Here is a 16,559-nt window from a genome sequence, read left to right as displayed (position 1 = left end):
CGCGGGCGGGATGGCACGCAGCGCAGCGCGGCCCGTACGTGGTCGGTCCGACGTGGCGAGCGCGCGCACCGCGCCCCGGTCGGCGGGCCGGCCCTGAGCCCGGAGGCCAGGCCGGCCCCGAGCCTGGCGAACATGTCCCGCTGAAGCAACCGGCACTGCGCGCCGGCCGCGCTCCGCAACTCATTTGTGACTTCCGGAGCGACAAGAATGTGAAATGGCGGTGAAGAGGGTTTTGGAAACTCCGGGCGGGAAACGTGCCGGACCGTGAGTTACAGCAACGATGGCATGCCGCAAAATGCCCCATACGACCCCAGCAGAAACGCTCCCTACCACGGTGGCCCAAACGGTCCGCGCGGTGGCGATACGGCCCCTCTCCCCGCCGCAAGGGCGTACGCCCCACGCAATGACAATTCCGCCCCGCCCGTTCATCCTGAACCCGGTGCCCCGTACGGTCGATTTTCGAATGCCCCGTCCCATACGCCCAGGACTCCGTCGGGTAACGGGAGTGGCGTCGGGAAGGATCGGCTGGCCTTGATCGTTCACAGCCTCGCGGATATCGCCGCGATATTCCTGGGGTTGTGGATCCTGCTGTACCTGCTCGACGCGAATCAGGCGAACGTCTTCGTCGACTTCGTGCACGGCATCGCCGACTGGCTCGCCAGCTGGTCGCAGGACATCTTCACCATGGACACCGAAGGGCTGCGCGTCTTCTTCAACTACGCCCTGCCCGCGGTGATCTACCTCGCGGTCGGCCATGGCACCGCAGCCTGGCTGCGGCGCCTCTGATCATGCTTCCGCCCAGCTCAGGGGCGCACCGATCACCTGTGACCCCTGAGCGCGGGGCGTTCCCGAACCGCCGGTGCGCCGGCCCTCTCCCGTACGGCCGCAGCCTGCGCTCCGGGGAGTCGACGAAGCGGAGGCCGGTAACGCCTTCGGCGCTCGCGGCGCTGAAGGGGGCGCAGGATCCACCATCGATGGCCGGGCGTGGTGCGCGGAGCGTGACGACGCCGGCGCGCTGATCGGGAATGCGCGGGACGTGTAACGGAATCGCGCCTGTTCCCCGCCGCCCCGGAGCCGTACGAGCCGTAAAGAGGAGGACGGATACCGGGTAGATCATTGAGTGTTGCGGTGCCGCCGTGTCGGCGGCCCCTTTCGGGTGTGTGGTGTGCGGTGGTGCACAACGCGCCGAGTGGCCATGCTCATTGGGCTTCACCTGGTGCTTGATTGTGCCTGCGCATTACACGGGCCATGAGCCTGCAAAAGCATCCCGGAAACATTTCCCTCCGATGCTGCGGCCTCCCTGTGCGTTCCGGGATGGCGCGGAATGCGCACTGCCGGGCAGGCATTCAGCGGCCCGACGGTCGGAACGCCGATTTCCCCTGCGGATATGAGCGCGAGTACGCCTCGTACGCACTTCCAGCCGACCGCCCGCCACACGAGAGGGCCGGCTCGATCGTCCGGTCGCTCACGTGAAGATCTTGCCCGGGTTGAAGATGCCGGCCGGGTCGAGGGCGGTCTTGACGGCGCGGTGCAGGGCCAGCACGCCGGGGCCGGCCTCCGCTGCCAGGCCGCGCTTCTTCAACAGGCCCACGCCGTGCTCACCGGTGACGGTGCCGCCGAGGGAGAGCGCCTCGTCGACGATGCGTTCCAGTGCCGCGTGCCCCCGGGCCCGCGCGTCGTCGTCGCCCGGCGGCACCACGGTCATCGGGTGCAGGTTGCCGTCCCCCGCGTGCGCCAGGGAGGCGATGGTGAGCTGGTGGTCGGCCGCGATGCGTTCGATGCGGGTCAGCATCTCGGGGACCAGCATTCTGGGGACGCAGACGTCCTCGGTGAGTACCGCGCCCAGCCGCTCCAGAGCCGGATAGGCCAGGCGGCGCGCGGCGAACAGGGCTTCGGCCTCGGCCTCGTCGGTGGAGCGGGCGCTCCAGGTGGCGCCGCCCTGCTCGAAGCAGGCCAGCAGCTGCTCGGCCTCCTCGTCGCCGGCCGGACCCGGAGCGTCGCAGCGGGCGAGCAGCAGGACGTCGCCGCTGTCGGTGAGGCCCATGCGCTTCCAGTCGTCGACGGCCTTCAGGCAGTGCCGGTCGACCAGTTCGAGGGCGCTGGGGACGACCCCCGACGCCGCCACCGCGGCGACCGCGCGGCCCGCCGCCGCGAGCCCGTCGAAGGAACCGACGACGGTGCGTTCCGCCGCCCGGGCCCCGCGCAGGCGCAGTGTCACCTCCGTGACCAGACCGAGGGTTCCTTCGGAGCCGACCATGAGGCCCGTCAGGTCGTACCCCGCGACGCCTTTGGCGGTGCGACGGCCGATGCGGACCACCTCGCCCCGTCCCATGACCGACTCCATGCCGAGCACGTAGTCCCGCGTGACCCCGTACTTCACGCAGCACACGCCGCCCGCGTTGGTCGAGACGTTGCCGCCGATCGTGGACCAGGGGGCGCTCGCGGGATCCGGCGGGTACCACAGGCCGTGCCGCGCGCACGCCTGCCGCAGCTCCTCGTTGACCACGCCGGGCTGCACCACCGCGAGGCGCTCGTCCGGGTCGATGCGCAGGATCTGGTTCATCGCCTCGAACGACACGACGACGCAGCCGGCGAGCGCGTTGGCGCCGCCGGACAGCCCGGTGCCGGCGCCGCGCGCGACGACGGGGATGCCGCGCTCGGCGCAGAAGGCGACGACGGTCGCCACCTCGGCGGTGGTGCGCGGCCGCACCACCGCGGCGGGTACGGCGAACGGGGCGCGCTCGGCCTCGTCGCGCGCATAGGAGGACAGCACATCCGGATCGGAAAGGAAGCGGTCCGCGGGCAGTGCTCTTTCCAGTTCGAGAAATGGTGAGCTCATTTCGGCACCGTAATTCCTCCGGGCGGGTGTGCTCAAGGGCGGGATTTCGCCCGGTGGTTGGGTGTACCAAAGTCCAATTGTGGTGCGTGGAGGCGGCGTGGAAGGGTTTCTGCATTGCCTCTCGGGGCATTTGTGTCGCCCGGGTGTGACGTTCATGAATTACTGGGGAGGGACATATTCTGATGGCCGCCGTACTTGCCGGTCTGGGCGGAGCGCTGCCCGCGGGTGTCGTCACCAACGACGACCTGTGCAGGGAGCTCGACTCGACGCACGAGTGGATCGAGACCCGTACCGGCATCAGCGAGCGGCGCATGGTCGCCGCGGGGCAGTCGACGCGGGACCTGGCCGTCGAGGCGGGCGCCCGGGCGCTGAAGTCCGCCGGGCGGAGCGAGGTGGACGCGGTCGTGGTGGCGACCACCTCGGCCGACCGGCTGTGCCCGGCCGTGGCGCCGGAGGTCGCCCACCAGCTCGGCCTGGGCACCGTGCCCGCCTATGACCTCACCTCGGCGTGCAGCGGATTCCTCTACGGACTCGCCTCCGCGGTGGGGCACATCGCGTCGGGCGTGGCCGACCGGGTGCTCTTCATCGGCGCCGAGGCGTTCACCACCATGGTGAATCCCGGGGACCGCGGTACGGCTCCGATCTTCGGCGACGGCGCGGGCGCGGTGGTGCTGCGGCGCGGCAGGCCGGACGAGCCGGGCGCCGTGGGCCCGTTCGACCTGGGCAGTGACGGTTCCCTCGCCGACCTCCTGGCCATCCCGGCCGGCGGCTCGCGACAGCGCTCGGCGACCGGCGGCCCCGGCCACGAAGGGGTGCCCGCCGAGGACTGGTTCCTGCACATGGAGGGCCGGCCCCTGTACGTCCAGGCCGTCGAGCGGATGACGGCCTCCTCGCGCGCCGTGCTCGACCGGGTCGGGTGGTCCGTGCCCGATGTCGACGTCTTCGCGGGGCACCAGGCCAACGTCCGCATCGTGCGGGCCGTGGCGGAGGAACTGGAGCTCCCGGACGACCGCGTCGCGGTCAACATCGACCGGGTCGGCAACACGCTGGCCGCGTCGATTCCGTTGCTCCTCATCGACGCGGTGGTGCGCGGCCGCCTCAACCCCGGGCAGCGGGTTCTGCTTTCGGCATTCGGGGCCGGACTGTCCTGGGGGTCGACCGCGCTCACCTGGCCGGACCTCTCGGTCGAAGAGGTCTGTTGACCACCGGAAAGCATTCCGGTGCGGAAAGAAAAGGCAGCAGGAAAGTTTCGAATATTCGGGAGGAATGTATGAGTTCGCTGCACGATTCCGTTGTTGATGTCATCGCTACGCGTTTCGGTCTCGACCGTGCGGACATTACCGCCGAGGCGACCTTCGATGATCTCGGTCTGGATTCCCTCTCGCAGATCGAGCTGGTGACCGCACTGCGCAAGCGCCTCGGCGCGGACATCGACGACGAGGAGATGGCGGAGCTGTCCGCGGTCGGCGAGGTGGTCGCCGCGCTGGAGAGCAAGGGGCTGAAGGCCGCATGACGGGCTTCGCGGCGGCGATCACCGGGATCGGCCTGGTGACTCCGGCCGGCGTGGGGGTGCCGGACAACTGGGAGCGCGTCGTCGCGGGCCGGGCCACCGCGGCGCACGCCCCCGAGCTGGCGGGCCTCCCCGTCCCCATGGCCTGTCAGGTTCCCGGTTTCGACGCGGCGCGCTCCGGGCCGCGGGCAGCCGTGCAGTGGGACCGGTACACGCAGTTCGCGGTGGTGGCCGCGTTCGAGGCGCTCGCCCAGGCCGGGTTCACGGCCGGCGAGTGGCCGGACAGTGCGCGGGTGGCGGTCGTCGTGGGCTCCGGGGCGGGCGGCACCGCCACCCTGGAGGCCCAGCACGCCGTGCTGCTCGCGGAGGGGCCCGGTGAGGTCTCCCCGATGACCCTGCCCATGGGGCTGCTCAACATGGCGGCGGGCCAGGTCGCCATCGAGCTGAAGGCCAACGGGCCCTGTCTCGCGCCCTGTTCGGCCTGCGCCTCCGGCGCCTCGGCGATCGGCATGGCCCGGGACATGCTCCGTACGGGCGCCGCGGACATCGTCGTCGCGGGCGGCGCCGAGGCCCCGGTGACCCCGCTGTACGCCTCCGCCTTCGCCCGGATGCGCGCGCTGTCCCGCCGCGTCGACGACCCGGAGACGGCCTCGCGGCCCTTCGACGTGGACCGGGACGGCTTCGTCCTCGGCGAGGGAGCCGGGATGTTCGTCATGGAGTCGGTGGAGCACGCCAGGAGCCGTGGGGCGCAACCGATCGCCAAGGTCGTCGGGTACGGGGCCTCGGCGGACGCGCACCACGTCACCTCGCCCCACCCGGAAGGGCTCGGCGCCCGGCTCGCGGTGCGGGCGGCACTGGCGGACGCCGGGCTGACCGGCGCCGACGTGGCGTACGTCAACGCGCACGGCACCTCGACCCCGCGCAACGACGCGGTCGAGTCGGCCGTCATCCGTGACCTGCTCGGTGCCGGCGCCGCGGTGAGCTCGACCAAGGGCGTGACGGGGCACCCGCTGGGCGCCGCGGGAGCCATCGAGGCCGCCTTCACGGCCCTCACCGTGCAGCGCGGTGTCATCCCGCCGACGGCCAACCTGACGACGCCGGATCCGGCGATGGAGGTGGATCTGGTCTACAAGGAGGCCCGGCACGGCCGGGTGGAGGTGGGCCTGAGCAATTCCTTCGGATTCGGCGGCCAGAACACCGCTTTGCTGATCGCCGCCTGATCCGTGCGCCATGGACCGATGGAGCTGGACCGATGGAGGGAGCACCGCCCCGATGACCCTGGACGACGCCCACCGGACCGACCTCACCAGGTTGGTCTTCGACGGCACGTACGAGCAGACGCACGCCGACATCAAGGAGGCGCTGCTCGACCCGCTCTTCGACGCCCGTGAGGGACTGACCCTGCAGGAGGCCGGACGCCTCGCGTATCAGCGCTCCCGCTTCCTGCACGGCAAGGTCGCCCGGCCGACGGAGGCGGTGCGCGCACCGCGGCGGCTGTTCGCCCTGGCCGAGTGGCCCTCGCTGCTCGACGTGTCGACCTTCTCGCTGCTGATGGTCCACTACAACCTCTGTTTCGGCACGGTCCTCGAACGCGGCGGGGACCGGCCGGACCTGCGCGACCAGGTCGACGAGCTGGACGGCCTGGAGTCGTTCGGCCCGTTCATGGCGACCGAGCTCGGCTACGGCAACAACGTCGCCTCGCTGCGCACCGAGGCCGTCTACGACCCGGCCGACGAGACGTTCGTCCTGAACACCCCGGACGCACTCGCCCAGAAGTTCATGTCGTACAGCGGCTTCACCGACGTCCCGAAGATCGCCGTGGTGATGGCCCGCCTGATCGCGGACGGCAAGGACCACGGGGTCTTCCCGTTCCTGGTCAGGATCAGCGACGAGAACGGACTGTGCGAGGGCGTGCACGCCGCGCCCTGCCCCGAGAAGCCGGTGCAGGGGCTCGACAACGGCGTCACGTGGTTCGACCACGTCCGCGTGCCGCGCCGCGGCCTGCTCCTCGGCGACATGGGCAGCTTCGCCGACGACGGGACCTTCCGCCCCGCGGCGGGCAATCAGCGCAAGCGGTTCCTGCGCGCCATGTCCCGGATCCAGCCGGGCCGGCTGTGCGTGTCGAGTTCCGCCGTCGGGGCCGGCCGGGCGAGCGTCTACATCGCGCTGCGCTTCGCCGCCCAGCGGCTGACCAACGCCCCGGGCCGTCCCGACACCCCGGTCATCGAGTTCCGCAGCCACCAGGCCGCCCTCTTCCCGGCCCTGGCGAAGGCCTACGCGATGACGTTCCTGCTCAACCACGCCAAGCGGGAGTTCCTGACGTCGCCGGACGACATCGGGCCCGACCTGAACAACCTGATCTCGGTCACCAAGGCGCTGTCCACCTGGGAGATGACCGAGGTCGTCGCCACCTGCCGGGAACGCTGCGGAGCCCAGGGCATCTTCAGCGTGAACCGGATCGCCGACTACGGTTCGCTGCTCCAGGGCCTGGTCACCGCGGAGGGCGACAACCAGGTGCTGCTCGCCACCACCGCGGGGCAGCTGCTCGCCCGGCGCGACGAAGGCCCCGCCACCCCCGCACCCGACCCCGACGGCCGGGATGTGCTCGAACCGGCCCTGCACGCCGCACTGTTGGGCTACCGCGAGGACAGTCTGCGGCGGGCGGCCCGGGCCGCGATGACGGACGGGCCGGAGGGCCAGACGTACTTCGACGCCTGGAACGGCAATGTGAACAAGGCCCTGGCGATGGCCAGGACCCAGGGGGTGCGGCTTGCCCTGGAGTGCTTCCGGGCGGCCGCCGCCGACGCCCGCACCGACGAGGTGCGCCATGCCCTCGGACTTCTCGCGTCCCTGTACGCGCTGACGGAGATCCAGCGGGACGCCGGCTGGTACCTGGCGCGCGGCGCGCTGACCGCGCGGCAGGTGGAAGAGATCCCCGCGCGGACCGACGACCTGTGCGCCCGGATCCGGCCGTATGTCCCGATGCTGATCGACGGCTTCCAGCTCTCACCGGAGCTGCTGCGCGCGCCGATCGCCGCCGACGACTACGTGGCCGCGTTCCAGCAGGTCGCGGGCGCCGAACCGGCCGCTGCCGGAAGGAGCTGAACCTCTCATGGCGCGACATGTGTACCGCTGCCCGCTGCGCTGGGCGGACATGGACGTGTACGGCATCGTGAACAACGTGGTCTACCTCCGGTATCTGGAGGAGGCGCGCGTGGACCTCATCTTCCGGATGGGGCCCACCGAGGGCGACGCGTTCTTCAAGGACGGCTCCGTCGTCGTGAGCCACGAGATCGCCTACAAACAGCAGTTGGCGCACCGTCATGAGCCGGTGGGCATCGAGATGTGGGTCAGCTCCCTCGATTCGGCCACGGTCGCCGTCGACTATGAGGTCAAGGACGGCGACACCGTGTACGCCACCGCCTCGACGGTGATGGCGCCGTTCGACTTCCGGCGCGGCCGGCCCCGTCGGCTGACCGATCAGGAGACCGCCTTCTTCGAGAAATACCTGGAGGAGCGGGCCGCATGAAGCTGCTGAGGGTCGGCCCGCCCGGCCGCGAACACCCCTGCGCCGTCGACTCCGACGGCGTCGTGCGGGACCTGTCGGCGTGGCTGGACGACTGGACGGGCCTCTCCCTCGACCCCGGGACGCTGGCCGGGACCCGGGAGCGGCTCGCCCGCGAGGCGCCGTCCCTGCCGGCCGTCGATCTGACGGCGGCCCGGGTCGGGCCGCCCGTCCGGCCGGGCGGTCACCTGATATCCATCGGTCTCAACTACCGTGCGCACGCGGCGGAGGCGGGCATGGAGCTGCCGGCCGAGCCCCTGGTGGCCAGCAAGTCGCCGTGGACGATGGCGGGCCCGTACGACGACCTGTTGCTGCCGCCCGGCGAGAGCCGGACCGACTGGGAGGTCGAACTCGCGGTGGTGATCGGCCGCCGTGCCCAGTACCTGCCGGACGACTGCGACCCCTTGGCGTACGTGGCCGGCTACTGCACGGCCAACGACGTCTCCGAACGGCGCTGGCTCCTGGAACGCGGGGGCCAGTGGATCAAGGGAAAGTCCTTCGAGACCTTCACCCCGCTCGGCCCCCACCTGGTGACCTCCGACGAGGTCGCGGACCCCCAGAAGCTCGGCCTGACCTGCCGGGTCAATCAGCGGAAGATGCAGGACGGCAGCACCGCCGACATGGTCTTCGGCGTGGCCGAACTCATCCGGTACCTCAGCCGGTTCATGCTGCTCCGGCCGGGCGACGTCGTGCTCACCGGCTCCCCGGCCGGGGTGGCCCTCGGCCGTCCGGACACGCCGTATCTGCGCGCCGGCGACCTGGTCGAGGTGGAGGTGGCGGGACTCGGGGCGCAGCGCCAGCGCTGTGTGCCCGCCCCGGGGGCACACGGGGCCTCCGGCGAACGGGAGCGCCCGTGATCGGGGACGTCGTGGCGGAACCGGTCAGCTGGTCGGACGCGGTCGGTGATCCGCCCGGTCCGGCGCTGCATCCGGCCGAGGAGAGCGCCGTGCGCAACGCCCTGCCGGGCCGCCGCGCGGAGTTCACGACCGGACGGCACTGTGCGCACCGCGCCCTGGAACGGCTCGGGGTCGCGGCCGACGCGATCCCCCGCGGTCCGCGGGGTGCCCCGCAGTGGCCGGCCGGTGTGGTCGGGAGTATCACCCACTGCGACGGCTACCGTGCCGCCGCCGTCGCCCGCACCGCGCACGCCGGCGCGGTCGGCATCGACGCGGAGCCGAACCTGCCGCTGCCGGACGGCGTGCTGGGGCGGGTGGCCCTGCCGCAGGAGGAGGTCCACCTCGCCGCACTGCGGGCACAGCGGCCCGGGGTCTGCTGGGACCGCCTGCTGTTCAGCGCCAAGGAGAGCGTCTACAAGGTCGGGCACGCGCTGACGCACACCCCCCTCCGGTTCGACGAGGCCTCCCTCGTCTTCGAGCCCCGGTCCGGGACGTTCCGTGCCCGCATCCTGCGCGCCGGGGTGCCCGGCCCGGAGCTGGCCGGCCGCTGGAGCTGCCGCGGGGGGCTGCTCGTCACCGCGATCACCGTTCCGGCCATGGACCCAAGGGGGTAGGACATGTCGGTTTCCCCAGTGGCTCCGCGGGAGCCCGGCGACGCGTACGGGCGCGTGGCCGAGCTGCACGCGATCCGTGAGCGGGCGCGGGGCGGCACCGGCCGGCGGGCAACCGAGGCCCAGCACGCGAAGGGCAAGCTGACCGCGCGCGAGCGCATCGAACTGCTGCTGGACGCGGGGTCGTTCCACGAGGTCGAGCAGTTGCGCCGGCACCGGGCGACCGGGTTCGGCCTGGAGGCGAAGCGGCCGTACACCGACGGTGTGATCACGGGCTGGGGCGCGGTCGAGGGCCGCACGGTCTTCGTCTACGCGCACGACTTCCGGATCTTCGGCGGCGCGCTGGGCGAGGCCCACGCCACGAAGATCCACAAGGTCATGGACCTGGCCCTCGCGGCCGGTGCCCCGCTGGTGTCGCTGAACGACGGGGCCGGGGCCCGCATCCAGGAGGGCGTGAGCGCGCTGGCCGGGTACGGCGGCATCTTCCAGCGGCACGCCAAGGCGTCCGGCATCATCCCGCAGATCAGCGTGATGCTGGGCCCGTGCGCGGGCGGCGCGGCCTACAGCCCCGCGCTGACGGACTTCGTGTTCATGGTCCGGGACACCTCGCAGATGTTCATCACCGGCCCGGACGTGGTCAAGGCGGTGACCGGCGAGGAGATCAGCCACAACGGTCTGGGCGGCGCGGACGTCCACGCGGAAGCGTCCGGCGTGTGCCACTTCGCCTACGACGACGAGGAGACCTGCCTCGCCGAGGTGCGCTACCTGCTCTCGCTGCTGCCGCGGAACAGCCAGGAGAACCCCCCGGCCGACGACTCCGAGGATCCCGCCGGCCGCCGCTGCGATGCCCTGCTCGACCTGGTCCCGGCCAACGGCCGGTTGCCGTACGACATGCGCGCGGTCATCGAGGAGATCGTCGACGACGGCGAGTACCTGGAGGTCCACGAGCGCTGGGCGACCAACGTGCTGTGCTGCCTCGCACGGCTGGGTGGCCGGACCGTCGGCGTCATCGCCAACCAGCCGCAGTTCCTCGCCGGAGTCCTCGACGCACGGGCCAGCGAGAAGGCCGCCCGCTTTGTGCAGATGTGCGACGCCTTCAACATCCCCCTGGTGACGCTCGTCGACGTGCCGGGCTTCCTGCCGGGCGTCGACCAGGAGCACGGCGGGATCATCCGGCACGGCGCCAAGCTACTGTATGCGTACTGCAACGCCACGGTGCCGAGGATCTCGCTCGTTCTCCGCAAGGCGTACGGCGGCGCCTACATCGTCATGGACTCCCGGTCCATCGGCGCGGACCTGACCTACGCCTGGCCGACGAACGAGATCGCGGTGATGGGCGCCGAGGGTGCCGCCGGTGTCATCTTCCGCAAGCAGATCGCCGAGGCCGCCGACCCCGAGGCGATGCGGGTGCGCATGGTCGAGGAGTACAAGTCCGCGCTGATGCACCCGTATTACGCGGCCGAGCGCGGCCTGGTCGACGACGTCATCGACCCCGCCGCGACCCGCGAGGTGCTCATCCGCTCCCTGGCGATGCTGTGCACCAAACGCGCCGAACTCCCCCCGCGCAAGCACGGCAACCCGCCGCTGTGACGCGCGCTGTCTTACGTCCCTTACCGCATGAACCGACCTTTGGAGTGCCGCATGAGCCTGGAATTCTCGGATCGGCGTGTCGCCGGTACCCCGGACGCCGAACGCGCCCGGCTGCTGACCGATCCGGTCTTCGGTCAGGTCCTCACGGACCACATGGTGACCATCAAGTGGACCAGGGAGCGGGGCTGGCACGACGCGCTGCTCGGCCCGTACGGACCGCTGGCGCTGGATCCCGCCACGCAGGTCTTCCACTACGGCCAGGAGATCTTCGAGGGGCTGAAGGCCTACCGGCGCGAGGACGGGTCGATCGTCTCGTTCCGCCCCGACGCCAATGCCGCCCGGCTGAACAGTTCGGCCGTACGGATGGCGATGCCCGCGCTGCCCGAGGAGACGTTCCTGGAGGCGCTGCGGCTGCTGCTCGACGCCGACCGGGACTGGGTGCCGAGCGGGCACGGGAACAGCCTCTATCTGCGGCCGTTCATGATTGCCACCCAGCGTTCGCTCGGGTTCTACGACGCTTCGGACTCCTACCTCTTCACCGTGATCGCCTGTCCGGCCGGCGCGTACTTCAAGGGCGGGGTCGAGCCGGTGTCGGTCTGGATCACGACCGACTACAGCCGGGCCGCCGACGGCGGTACCGGGGCCGCCAAGTGCGGGGGCAACTACGCGGGCACCCTCGTCGCGCAGCGGCAGGCCGCTGAGCAGGGCTGTGACCAGGTCGTCTGGCTGGACTCGAAGGAGCGGCGCTGGGTCGACGAAATGGGCACCAGCAACATGTTCTTCGTGCACGGCGACCGGCTGGTGACGCCCGAACTGACCGGCACGCTGCTGTCCGGCGTCACCCGGGACTCCGTCCTCACCCTCGCCCGGGATCTCGGTCTGACCGCGGAGGAAGGCCGCGTGAGTGTCGAGCAGTGGCGGGCGGACGCGGCCTCGGGCCGCCTGACGGAGGTCTTCTCCTGCGGCACCTCGTCGATGATCACCCCGGTGGGGCGGGCCAGGAGCGCGCAGGGGGAGTGGCTGATGGGCGACGGCAGGCCCGGTCCGGTCACCCTGCGGCTGCGCGAGGAGCTGATGGGCATTCAGTCCGGCGAGCGCCCCGACCGGCACGGATGGCTCCACAAGATGGCCTGACCGGCCCTTCTAGCCCCGCAGAGCATGCTCCGTGCACCGCCCCGTGCACTCCCTCCCCGACGTTCCGGAAAGGTCCGCCCGTTGAACCGCTCAGTTCTCGTCTCCGGAGGCAACCGTGGCATCGGTCTCGCCGTGGCCCGGGCGTTCGCCGAGGCCGGCGACAAGGTGGCCGTCACCTGTCGTTCGGGCGAGCCCCCGGAGGGCCTGTTCGCCGTCCGCTGCGACGTCACCGACGCCGGGCAGGTCGAACGGGCCTGCAAGGAGGTGGTGCGGGAACACGGTCCCGTCCAGGTCGTGGTGGCCAACGCGGGCATCACCAGGGACCGCTTGCTGGCCCGCATGTCCGAGGACGACTTCAGCGCGGTCCTCGACACCAATCTCACCGGCGCCTTCCGCCTCGTACGGCAGGCCGCCGGAGGCATGATGCGGGCGGGAGGGGGACGGATCGTCCTCGTCTCCTCGGCGATGGGGTTGTACGGGTCCGCGGGGCAGGCCAACTACGCCGCGTCCAAGGCCGGACTGGTCGGTCTGGCGCGGTCCCTGGCCAGGGAGCTCGGCTCGCGTGACATCACCTGCAATGTGGTCGCGCCGGGGTTCGTCGACACCGACATGACCCAGGCGCTCAGCGAGGCACAACGGGCCCGGGTCCTCGGGCAGGTTCCGCTGGGCCGCTGCGCGGAGGCGGCGGAGGTCGCCGCGGCCGTACGCTTCCTCGCCTCCGAGGAGGCCGCGTACATCACCGGGGCCGTGATCCCGGTGGACGGCGGTCTGGGCATGGGGCACTGAGGGTGCGTCAGGAGTACTCGGACGCGAGGAGCGCCCGGGTCGCCGGTTCCCGCGCCTCGAAGACGTGCGGCTGGTCGGCCGGGTAGGTCACGTAGTCACCCGGGTTCAGCTCCACGGGGTCGTCGGCCGGGCCGACCAGGGCCCGGCCGGCGGTGAGCAGGACGTGTTCGACGGTGCCGGGCGTGTGCGGGGCGGAGGTGCGCGGGGTGCCCGGTTCGGCGTCGACGCGGTAGAGGTCGCGGCGGGCGCCGGGCGGGCAGGCGGAGAGCAGGGTGGCGCGGTAGTCGGCCCAGGCCGAGGTGACCGCCTGGCCCTGGTCCGCCCTGATCACCTGGATCCGGGGCCGGGGCGGATCGAGCAGCCGGGAGAACGGCAGGTCGAGGGCCGTGCACAGCGCCCACAGCGTCTCCAGGCTGGGATTTCCCTGCCCGGCCTCCAGCTGGGACAGGGTGGATTTCGCGATGCCCGCTCGATGTGCGAGCTCGGTCAGGGAGAGCCCCGCGGCCTGGCGGCCCCGGCGCAGGGTGGCGGCGATGGAGTGCAAGGGGGGCTTCGAGGGGTTGCCTGCAGACGCCATGCGTTCGCTCCAGAAGTCATTTGTTCGCCTTGACGAACACTACCCGGTCTGTTCATCATATCGGCCATGAGTTCGTTATGGAGAACGCTCGACCGGGCGCTGCTGCGCGACATCGCGCTCGTCTGCCTGGCCGTCGGCGTCATCGGCCTCTCCTACGGGGCGATCGCGGTGGCCTCCGGCTTCCCCCTCTGGTTCCCGGTGGTACTGGGCCTGCTGGTGGTTGCCGCGTCGTCGGAGTTCCTGTTCATCGGGATCATCGCGGCCGGCGGCAGCCCGGTGGCCGCGGTCCTCGCCGGACTCCTGGTCAATGTCCGGCATCTGCCCTTCGGGCTGGCGGTGCCCGACGTGCTCGGCCGCGGCGCGTGGCGCTTCCTCGGTACCCACCTGATGAATGACGAGACGGTCGTCTTCGCCCTGGCCCAGAAGGACACCGCCCGGGCGCGCGCCGCCTACTGGGCCTGTGGCCTGGGCATCGTGGTCTGCTGGCCGGTCGGCGCCACGATCGGTGGCCTGGCCGGCACCGTCATCGACGACACCGACGCCTTCGGTCTCGACGCGATGTTCCCGGCCATCCTGCTGGCCCTGATCCTCCCGGCGCTGCGCGCGGACAGCGACAAGCGGCGGGCCGCCCTGGCCGGTTCGGCCCTCGCGCTCGCCGCCGTCCCCTTTCTGCCCGCCGGTCTTCCCGTACTGCTCGCGCTGGCCGGACTGTCGCTCACCCTGGTACGGGAGAAGGCCCCGCGATGAACCCTGCGATGCACAGTCCGGTCACCCTCATCGTCGCGATGCTGGTGCTCGCCGCGGGGACGTACGGATTCCGGCTCGCGGGCCCGCTGTTGCGCTCCCGCCTGACCTTCCCGCCGCGCGCCGAGCGGCTGATGGAGACGTCCGCGGTTGTGCTGCTGGCCTCACTGGTGGCCACGACCGCGCTCACGCAGGGGCACGGGGCCGCCGGCATCGCCCGGCCGGTCGGGGTCGCGGTGGCGGGGGTGCTCGCCTGGCGCAAAGTGCCGTTCCTGGCGGTGGTACTGGCCGCTGCCGCGGTCACCGCGGTGCTGCGCCTGCTCGGGGTCGAGTGAGCGGTGCCGGTGGCCGCCCGTGGTGCAGGGAGTGACGGGCATCGGGCGGAAGGGCGGGCCGTCGCCGGCGGCCGCGGGCATGGTCCAGGCGAAGGCGATGATGCCGGCCTGTAAGCGGGACTCGACCCGCAGTTTGGTCAGGATCTGGGCCACATGGGCCTTCACGGTGCGTTCCGTGATGGCGAGCCGATCGGAGATCGTACGGTTCGAGGCGCCCTCGCCCAGCGCGCGGAAGACCTCCGACTCACGCTTGGACAAGGCGGAGACCCGGGCGAACGCCGTGTCCCAGTCCTCGTGCGAGGCGGCTTCCGCGGTGGGGAGATCCGGACAGGTCTCTTCTCGCCGTGGTGCGAGGGCTGTCTGACTGTGCATAGGGATTCCTATCGGCGTACCGGTGAGATGCGTGCGGCGATGGCGGTCGCCAGCTGCTGCCCCTGCTGCTCCAGGTAGAAGTGGCCGCCCGGGTACGTCAGGAGCTCGTGGCGTCCGGTGGTGCTGGAGCTCCATGCCGTCAACCGGTCCGGTGGGAAGATGTCCTCCGTTCCGCACAGGGTGACGAGGTCCGCGTGCGTGACGGCCGCGCGATGCCGCCGCAGGAAGGTGTCGGTCAGGGAGAAGTCCGCGCGCAGCAGGTCCGCGGTCCACGGGCCGAGCATGGGATGCTCCCGGATCCGCGCGTCGATGCCGCCACCGGCCTGCCGGGCCACCTCGAAGATCTCGTCGTCGCTCGCCAGCAGCGGCGACCGCGGGTACGGCAGGACGGCCGTGCACGGCGCCGCGTTGGCGGAGGCGAAGAGGGTGGTGCAGCGCACGCCGCCGGGCTCCTCGTCGAGCCGGGCGGCGAGCGCCAGCCCCAGGTACGCGCCCAGGCTGTGGCCGAGGACGGCGAAGTCCTGGGTGAACTCCGCGGTGTGGCACACCAGATCGTTGACGGCCTCCTCGACCGTGGTGACGACGGGCTCGCGCCACCTCCGCCCCCGGCCCGGCAACTCCCAGGCCAGGGGCGTGACGGAGGCCGGCAGCGCGTCGATCAGCGCATGGAAGATCTGGGCGGAGCCTCCCGAGTGGTGCAGAAGCAGCAGGGGAGTCGGGGTCATCACGACCCTGTGCCGACGGTCGCCGCCTCGGAGCCGGCCCGGCGCAGTGCGCGCACGGCCACGTCCGCGTCGCCCCGGTACGCCGTCAGCAGCATGTGGGTCCAGCGCTCCAGGCCCGCGCCGAAACACGCGGAGTAGGCGAACTCACCCTCCGGGCCGCGGATGTCGCAGCGCTCCCCGAAGAAGTTGCGGTGCAGATTGACCGAGGACACCGCCAGGTCGCCCCCGTAGACGAGTTCCTCCTTGACCTTCGACAGGCGCTGCATCATGGCCCGGGCCCCTTCGGCGTCGAAGAAGGGGTCGGAGGCGGGCTGCAGTTGGGCGTCCACGTCCAGCCGGCTCACCACCGCGGTCAGCCACTCCTTGCTGCGCCGCGCGAACTCCTCGGCGCTGTCCTGGGTCCCGATGTGGATGACCTCGCGCATCTGGAACGTCCGCATCCTGCGCAGCGACTCGTAGTACGACTCCGCCCGCGAGCACAGGGCGCGGGTGGTCAGCAGCACCGGCTCGTCGAGCCGGGTGCCGCTGTGGGCGAAGTACGCGCCGTAGCAGGCGGCGGACGGCAGCACCAGGGAGGTCGGCCGGAGGTGTTCCTGGCGGATGCCGCCGTCGGCGAACGTGTCGGCGGCCGTCGGGGCGAGCGTGGCGACGGCATGGGCGAGGTGCGGGAAGTTGGTGAAGTAGTCGATCTTCGCCAGATCCCGCGCCTCCACCATGGCGGGCAGCCCGACCGGTTCGGCGCCCATCGTCCGGGCCCAGTCCGACACGAGATCGTCGACCGCCGTCAGGACCGTGACCTCGGGCCCCCGGAGCAGGGGAAGCCCCGGGGAGGAGGGAGCGGAGGCAGCCGCGGCGCGGGTCGGGGAAGGGGAGGG

Annotated in this window: 16 protein-coding genes and 2 pseudogenes; 13 read left to right on the top strand and 5 right to left on the bottom strand. The window is 71.5% G+C overall.

What is annotated here, in order from left to right; translation table 11 throughout:
• Window positions 1–504: 504 nt before the first annotated feature.
• Window positions 505–786: pseudogene (locus EST54_RS19130) on the top strand (hypothetical protein); the annotation flags it as partial.
• 679 nt (window positions 787–1,465) lie between these two features.
• Here EST54_RS19130 and EST54_RS19125 read toward each other — a convergent pair.
• Window positions 1,466–2,839: an FAD-binding oxidoreductase gene (locus EST54_RS19125; RefSeq protein WP_129248856.1), complete on the bottom strand. Its 1,374-nt coding sequence runs from the start codon at window positions 2,837–2,839 to the stop codon at window positions 1,466–1,468.
• A 182-nt stretch (window positions 2,840–3,021) separates the two neighbouring features.
• Between EST54_RS19125 and EST54_RS19120 the strand changes: the two genes are divergently transcribed.
• The 10 genes from EST54_RS19120 to fabG all read left to right on the top strand — a co-directional run bounded on the left by EST54_RS19120 (window position 3,022) and on the right by fabG (window position 12,931).
• A complete protein-coding gene (locus EST54_RS19120; protein ID WP_129248855.1) occupies window positions 3,022–4,041 on the top strand; it encodes a beta-ketoacyl-ACP synthase III in 1,020 nt (339 codons plus the stop codon).
• Between the two features lie 68 nt (window positions 4,042–4,109).
• Window positions 4,110–4,352: an acyl carrier protein gene (locus EST54_RS19115; protein ID WP_129248854.1), complete on the top strand. Its 243-nt coding sequence runs from the start codon at window positions 4,110–4,112 to the stop codon at window positions 4,350–4,352.
• Window positions 4,349–5,569 (top strand): beta-ketoacyl-[acyl-carrier-protein] synthase family protein, encoded by a 1,221-nt coding sequence (locus tag EST54_RS19110; protein WP_129248853.1) that lies wholly within the window; start codon window positions 4,349–4,351, stop codon window positions 5,567–5,569. Before EST54_RS19115 ends, EST54_RS19110 begins: the two co-directional genes overlap by 4 nt.
• Window positions 5,570–5,621: 52 nt before the next feature.
• Entirely contained in the window at window positions 5,622–7,454 is a 1,833-nt protein-coding gene (locus EST54_RS19105; protein ID WP_129248852.1) for an acyl-CoA dehydrogenase family protein, read from the top strand.
• Between the two features lie 7 nt (window positions 7,455–7,461).
• The gene (locus tag EST54_RS19100; RefSeq protein WP_129248851.1) at window positions 7,462–7,878 is read left to right on the top strand and encodes an acyl-CoA thioesterase; all 417 of its coding nucleotides are present in this window, start codon (window positions 7,462–7,464) and stop codon (window positions 7,876–7,878) included.
• On the top strand, window positions 7,875–8,771 hold the full coding sequence (locus tag EST54_RS19095) for a fumarylacetoacetate hydrolase family protein (RefSeq protein WP_129248850.1): 897 nt from the start codon (window positions 7,875–7,877) through the stop codon (window positions 8,769–8,771). The genes EST54_RS19100 and EST54_RS19095 overlap by 4 nt, the downstream gene beginning before the upstream one ends.
• Window positions 8,768–9,424, top strand: coding sequence for a 4'-phosphopantetheinyl transferase family protein (locus EST54_RS19090; RefSeq protein ID WP_129248849.1), 657 nt, complete (start codon window positions 8,768–8,770; stop codon window positions 9,422–9,424). Before EST54_RS19095 ends, EST54_RS19090 begins: the two co-directional genes overlap by 4 nt.
• Before the next feature lie 3 nt (window positions 9,425–9,427).
• Window positions 9,428–11,011 carry an acyl-CoA carboxylase subunit beta gene (locus EST54_RS19085; protein WP_129248848.1) on the top strand — a complete coding sequence of 528 codons (1,584 nt, stop codon included), beginning with the start codon at window positions 9,428–9,430 and terminating at the stop codon, window positions 11,009–11,011.
• Between the two features lie 51 nt (window positions 11,012–11,062).
• On the top strand, window positions 11,063–12,145 hold the full coding sequence (locus EST54_RS19080; protein WP_203525428.1) for a branched-chain amino acid aminotransferase: 1,083 nt from the start codon (window positions 11,063–11,065) through the stop codon (window positions 12,143–12,145).
• Window positions 12,146–12,226: 81 nt separating this feature from the next.
• The gene (gene fabG, locus EST54_RS19075) at window positions 12,227–12,931 is read left to right on the top strand and encodes a 3-oxoacyl-ACP reductase FabG (RefSeq protein ID WP_161989306.1); all 705 of its coding nucleotides are present in this window, start codon (window positions 12,227–12,229) and stop codon (window positions 12,929–12,931) included.
• A gap of 7 nt (window positions 12,932–12,938) precedes the next feature.
• Here the strand turns inward: fabG and EST54_RS19070 are convergent, their stop codons facing one another.
• Complete coding sequence (locus EST54_RS19070; protein ID WP_129248845.1) at window positions 12,939–13,508, bottom strand: helix-turn-helix domain-containing protein; 570 nt, start codon at window positions 13,506–13,508, stop codon at window positions 12,939–12,941.
• A 66-nt stretch (window positions 13,509–13,574) separates the two neighbouring features.
• Between EST54_RS19070 and EST54_RS19065 the strand changes: the two genes are divergently transcribed.
• Window positions 13,575–14,255 (top strand): AzlC family ABC transporter permease, encoded by a 681-nt coding sequence (locus EST54_RS19065; RefSeq protein WP_129248844.1) that lies wholly within the window; start codon window positions 13,575–13,577, stop codon window positions 14,253–14,255.
• Window positions 14,252–14,587: an AzlD domain-containing protein gene (locus EST54_RS19060; RefSeq protein ID WP_161989305.1), complete on the top strand. Its 336-nt coding sequence runs from the start codon at window positions 14,252–14,254 to the stop codon at window positions 14,585–14,587. The genes EST54_RS19065 and EST54_RS19060 overlap by 4 nt, the downstream gene beginning before the upstream one ends.
• A 111-nt stretch (window positions 14,588–14,698) precedes the next feature.
• Here the strand turns inward: EST54_RS19060 and EST54_RS36220 are convergent.
• The 3 genes and pseudogenes from EST54_RS36220 to EST54_RS33955 all read right to left on the bottom strand — a co-directional run.
• Window positions 14,699–14,959: pseudogene (locus EST54_RS36220) on the bottom strand (response regulator transcription factor); the annotation flags it as partial.
• A gap of 8 nt (window positions 14,960–14,967) precedes the next feature.
• The gene (locus EST54_RS35060) at window positions 14,968–15,684 is read right to left on the bottom strand and encodes a thioesterase II family protein (RefSeq protein ID WP_129248843.1); all 717 of its coding nucleotides are present in this window, start codon (window positions 15,682–15,684) and stop codon (window positions 14,968–14,970) included.
• On the bottom strand, window positions 15,684–16,559 hold an 876-nt coding region (locus tag EST54_RS33955; RefSeq protein WP_161989304.1), incomplete at its 5' end, for a class-II aminoacyl-tRNA synthetase family protein. The genes EST54_RS33955 and EST54_RS35060, both read right to left, overlap by 1 nt.

Origin of the sequence: Streptomyces sioyaensis, from assembly GCF_004122735.1 — a bacterium.
GTDB lineage: Bacteria > Actinomycetota > Actinomycetes > Streptomycetales > Streptomycetaceae > Streptomyces > Streptomyces sioyaensis.
Note: the sequence above shows the minus strand (reverse complement) of the source record. Positions and strands in the feature narration are given on the sequence as shown.

What these genes read in the sequence shown, in the direction of transcription:
- EST54_RS19100 (WP_129248851.1), top strand. Translation starts at nt 7,462, where the DNA reads ATGGCGCGACATGTGTACCGCTGCCCGCTGCGCTGGGCGGACATGGAC.
- EST54_RS35060 (WP_129248843.1), bottom strand. Translation starts at nt 15,684, where the DNA reads ATGACCCCGACTCCCCTGCTGCTTCTGCACCACTCGGGAGGCTCCGCC.
- EST54_RS19125 (WP_129248856.1), bottom strand. Translation starts at nt 2,839, where the DNA reads ATGAGCTCACCATTTCTCGAACTGGAAAGAGCACTGCCCGCGGACCGC.
- EST54_RS19060 (WP_161989305.1), top strand. Translation starts at nt 14,252, where the DNA reads ATGAACCCTGCGATGCACAGTCCGGTCACCCTCATCGTCGCGATGCTG.
- EST54_RS19080 (WP_203525428.1), top strand. Translation starts at nt 11,063, where the DNA reads ATGAGCCTGGAATTCTCGGATCGGCGTGTCGCCGGTACCCCGGACGCC.
- EST54_RS19120 (WP_129248855.1), top strand. Translation starts at nt 3,022, where the DNA reads ATGGCCGCCGTACTTGCCGGTCTGGGCGGAGCGCTGCCCGCGGGTGTC.
- EST54_RS19065 (WP_129248844.1), top strand. Translation starts at nt 13,575, where the DNA reads ATGAGTTCGTTATGGAGAACGCTCGACCGGGCGCTGCTGCGCGACATC.
- EST54_RS19070 (WP_129248845.1), bottom strand. Translation starts at nt 13,508, where the DNA reads ATGGCGTCTGCAGGCAACCCCTCGAAGCCCCCCTTGCACTCCATCGCC.
- EST54_RS19095 (WP_129248850.1), top strand. Translation starts at nt 7,875, where the DNA reads ATGAAGCTGCTGAGGGTCGGCCCGCCCGGCCGCGAACACCCCTGCGCC.
- EST54_RS19105 (WP_129248852.1), top strand. Translation starts at nt 5,622, where the DNA reads ATGACCCTGGACGACGCCCACCGGACCGACCTCACCAGGTTGGTCTTC.
- EST54_RS19085 (WP_129248848.1), top strand. Translation starts at nt 9,428, where the DNA reads ATGTCGGTTTCCCCAGTGGCTCCGCGGGAGCCCGGCGACGCGTACGGG.
- EST54_RS19110 (WP_129248853.1), top strand. Translation starts at nt 4,349, where the DNA reads ATGACGGGCTTCGCGGCGGCGATCACCGGGATCGGCCTGGTGACTCCG.
- EST54_RS19115 (WP_129248854.1), top strand. Translation starts at nt 4,110, where the DNA reads ATGAGTTCGCTGCACGATTCCGTTGTTGATGTCATCGCTACGCGTTTC.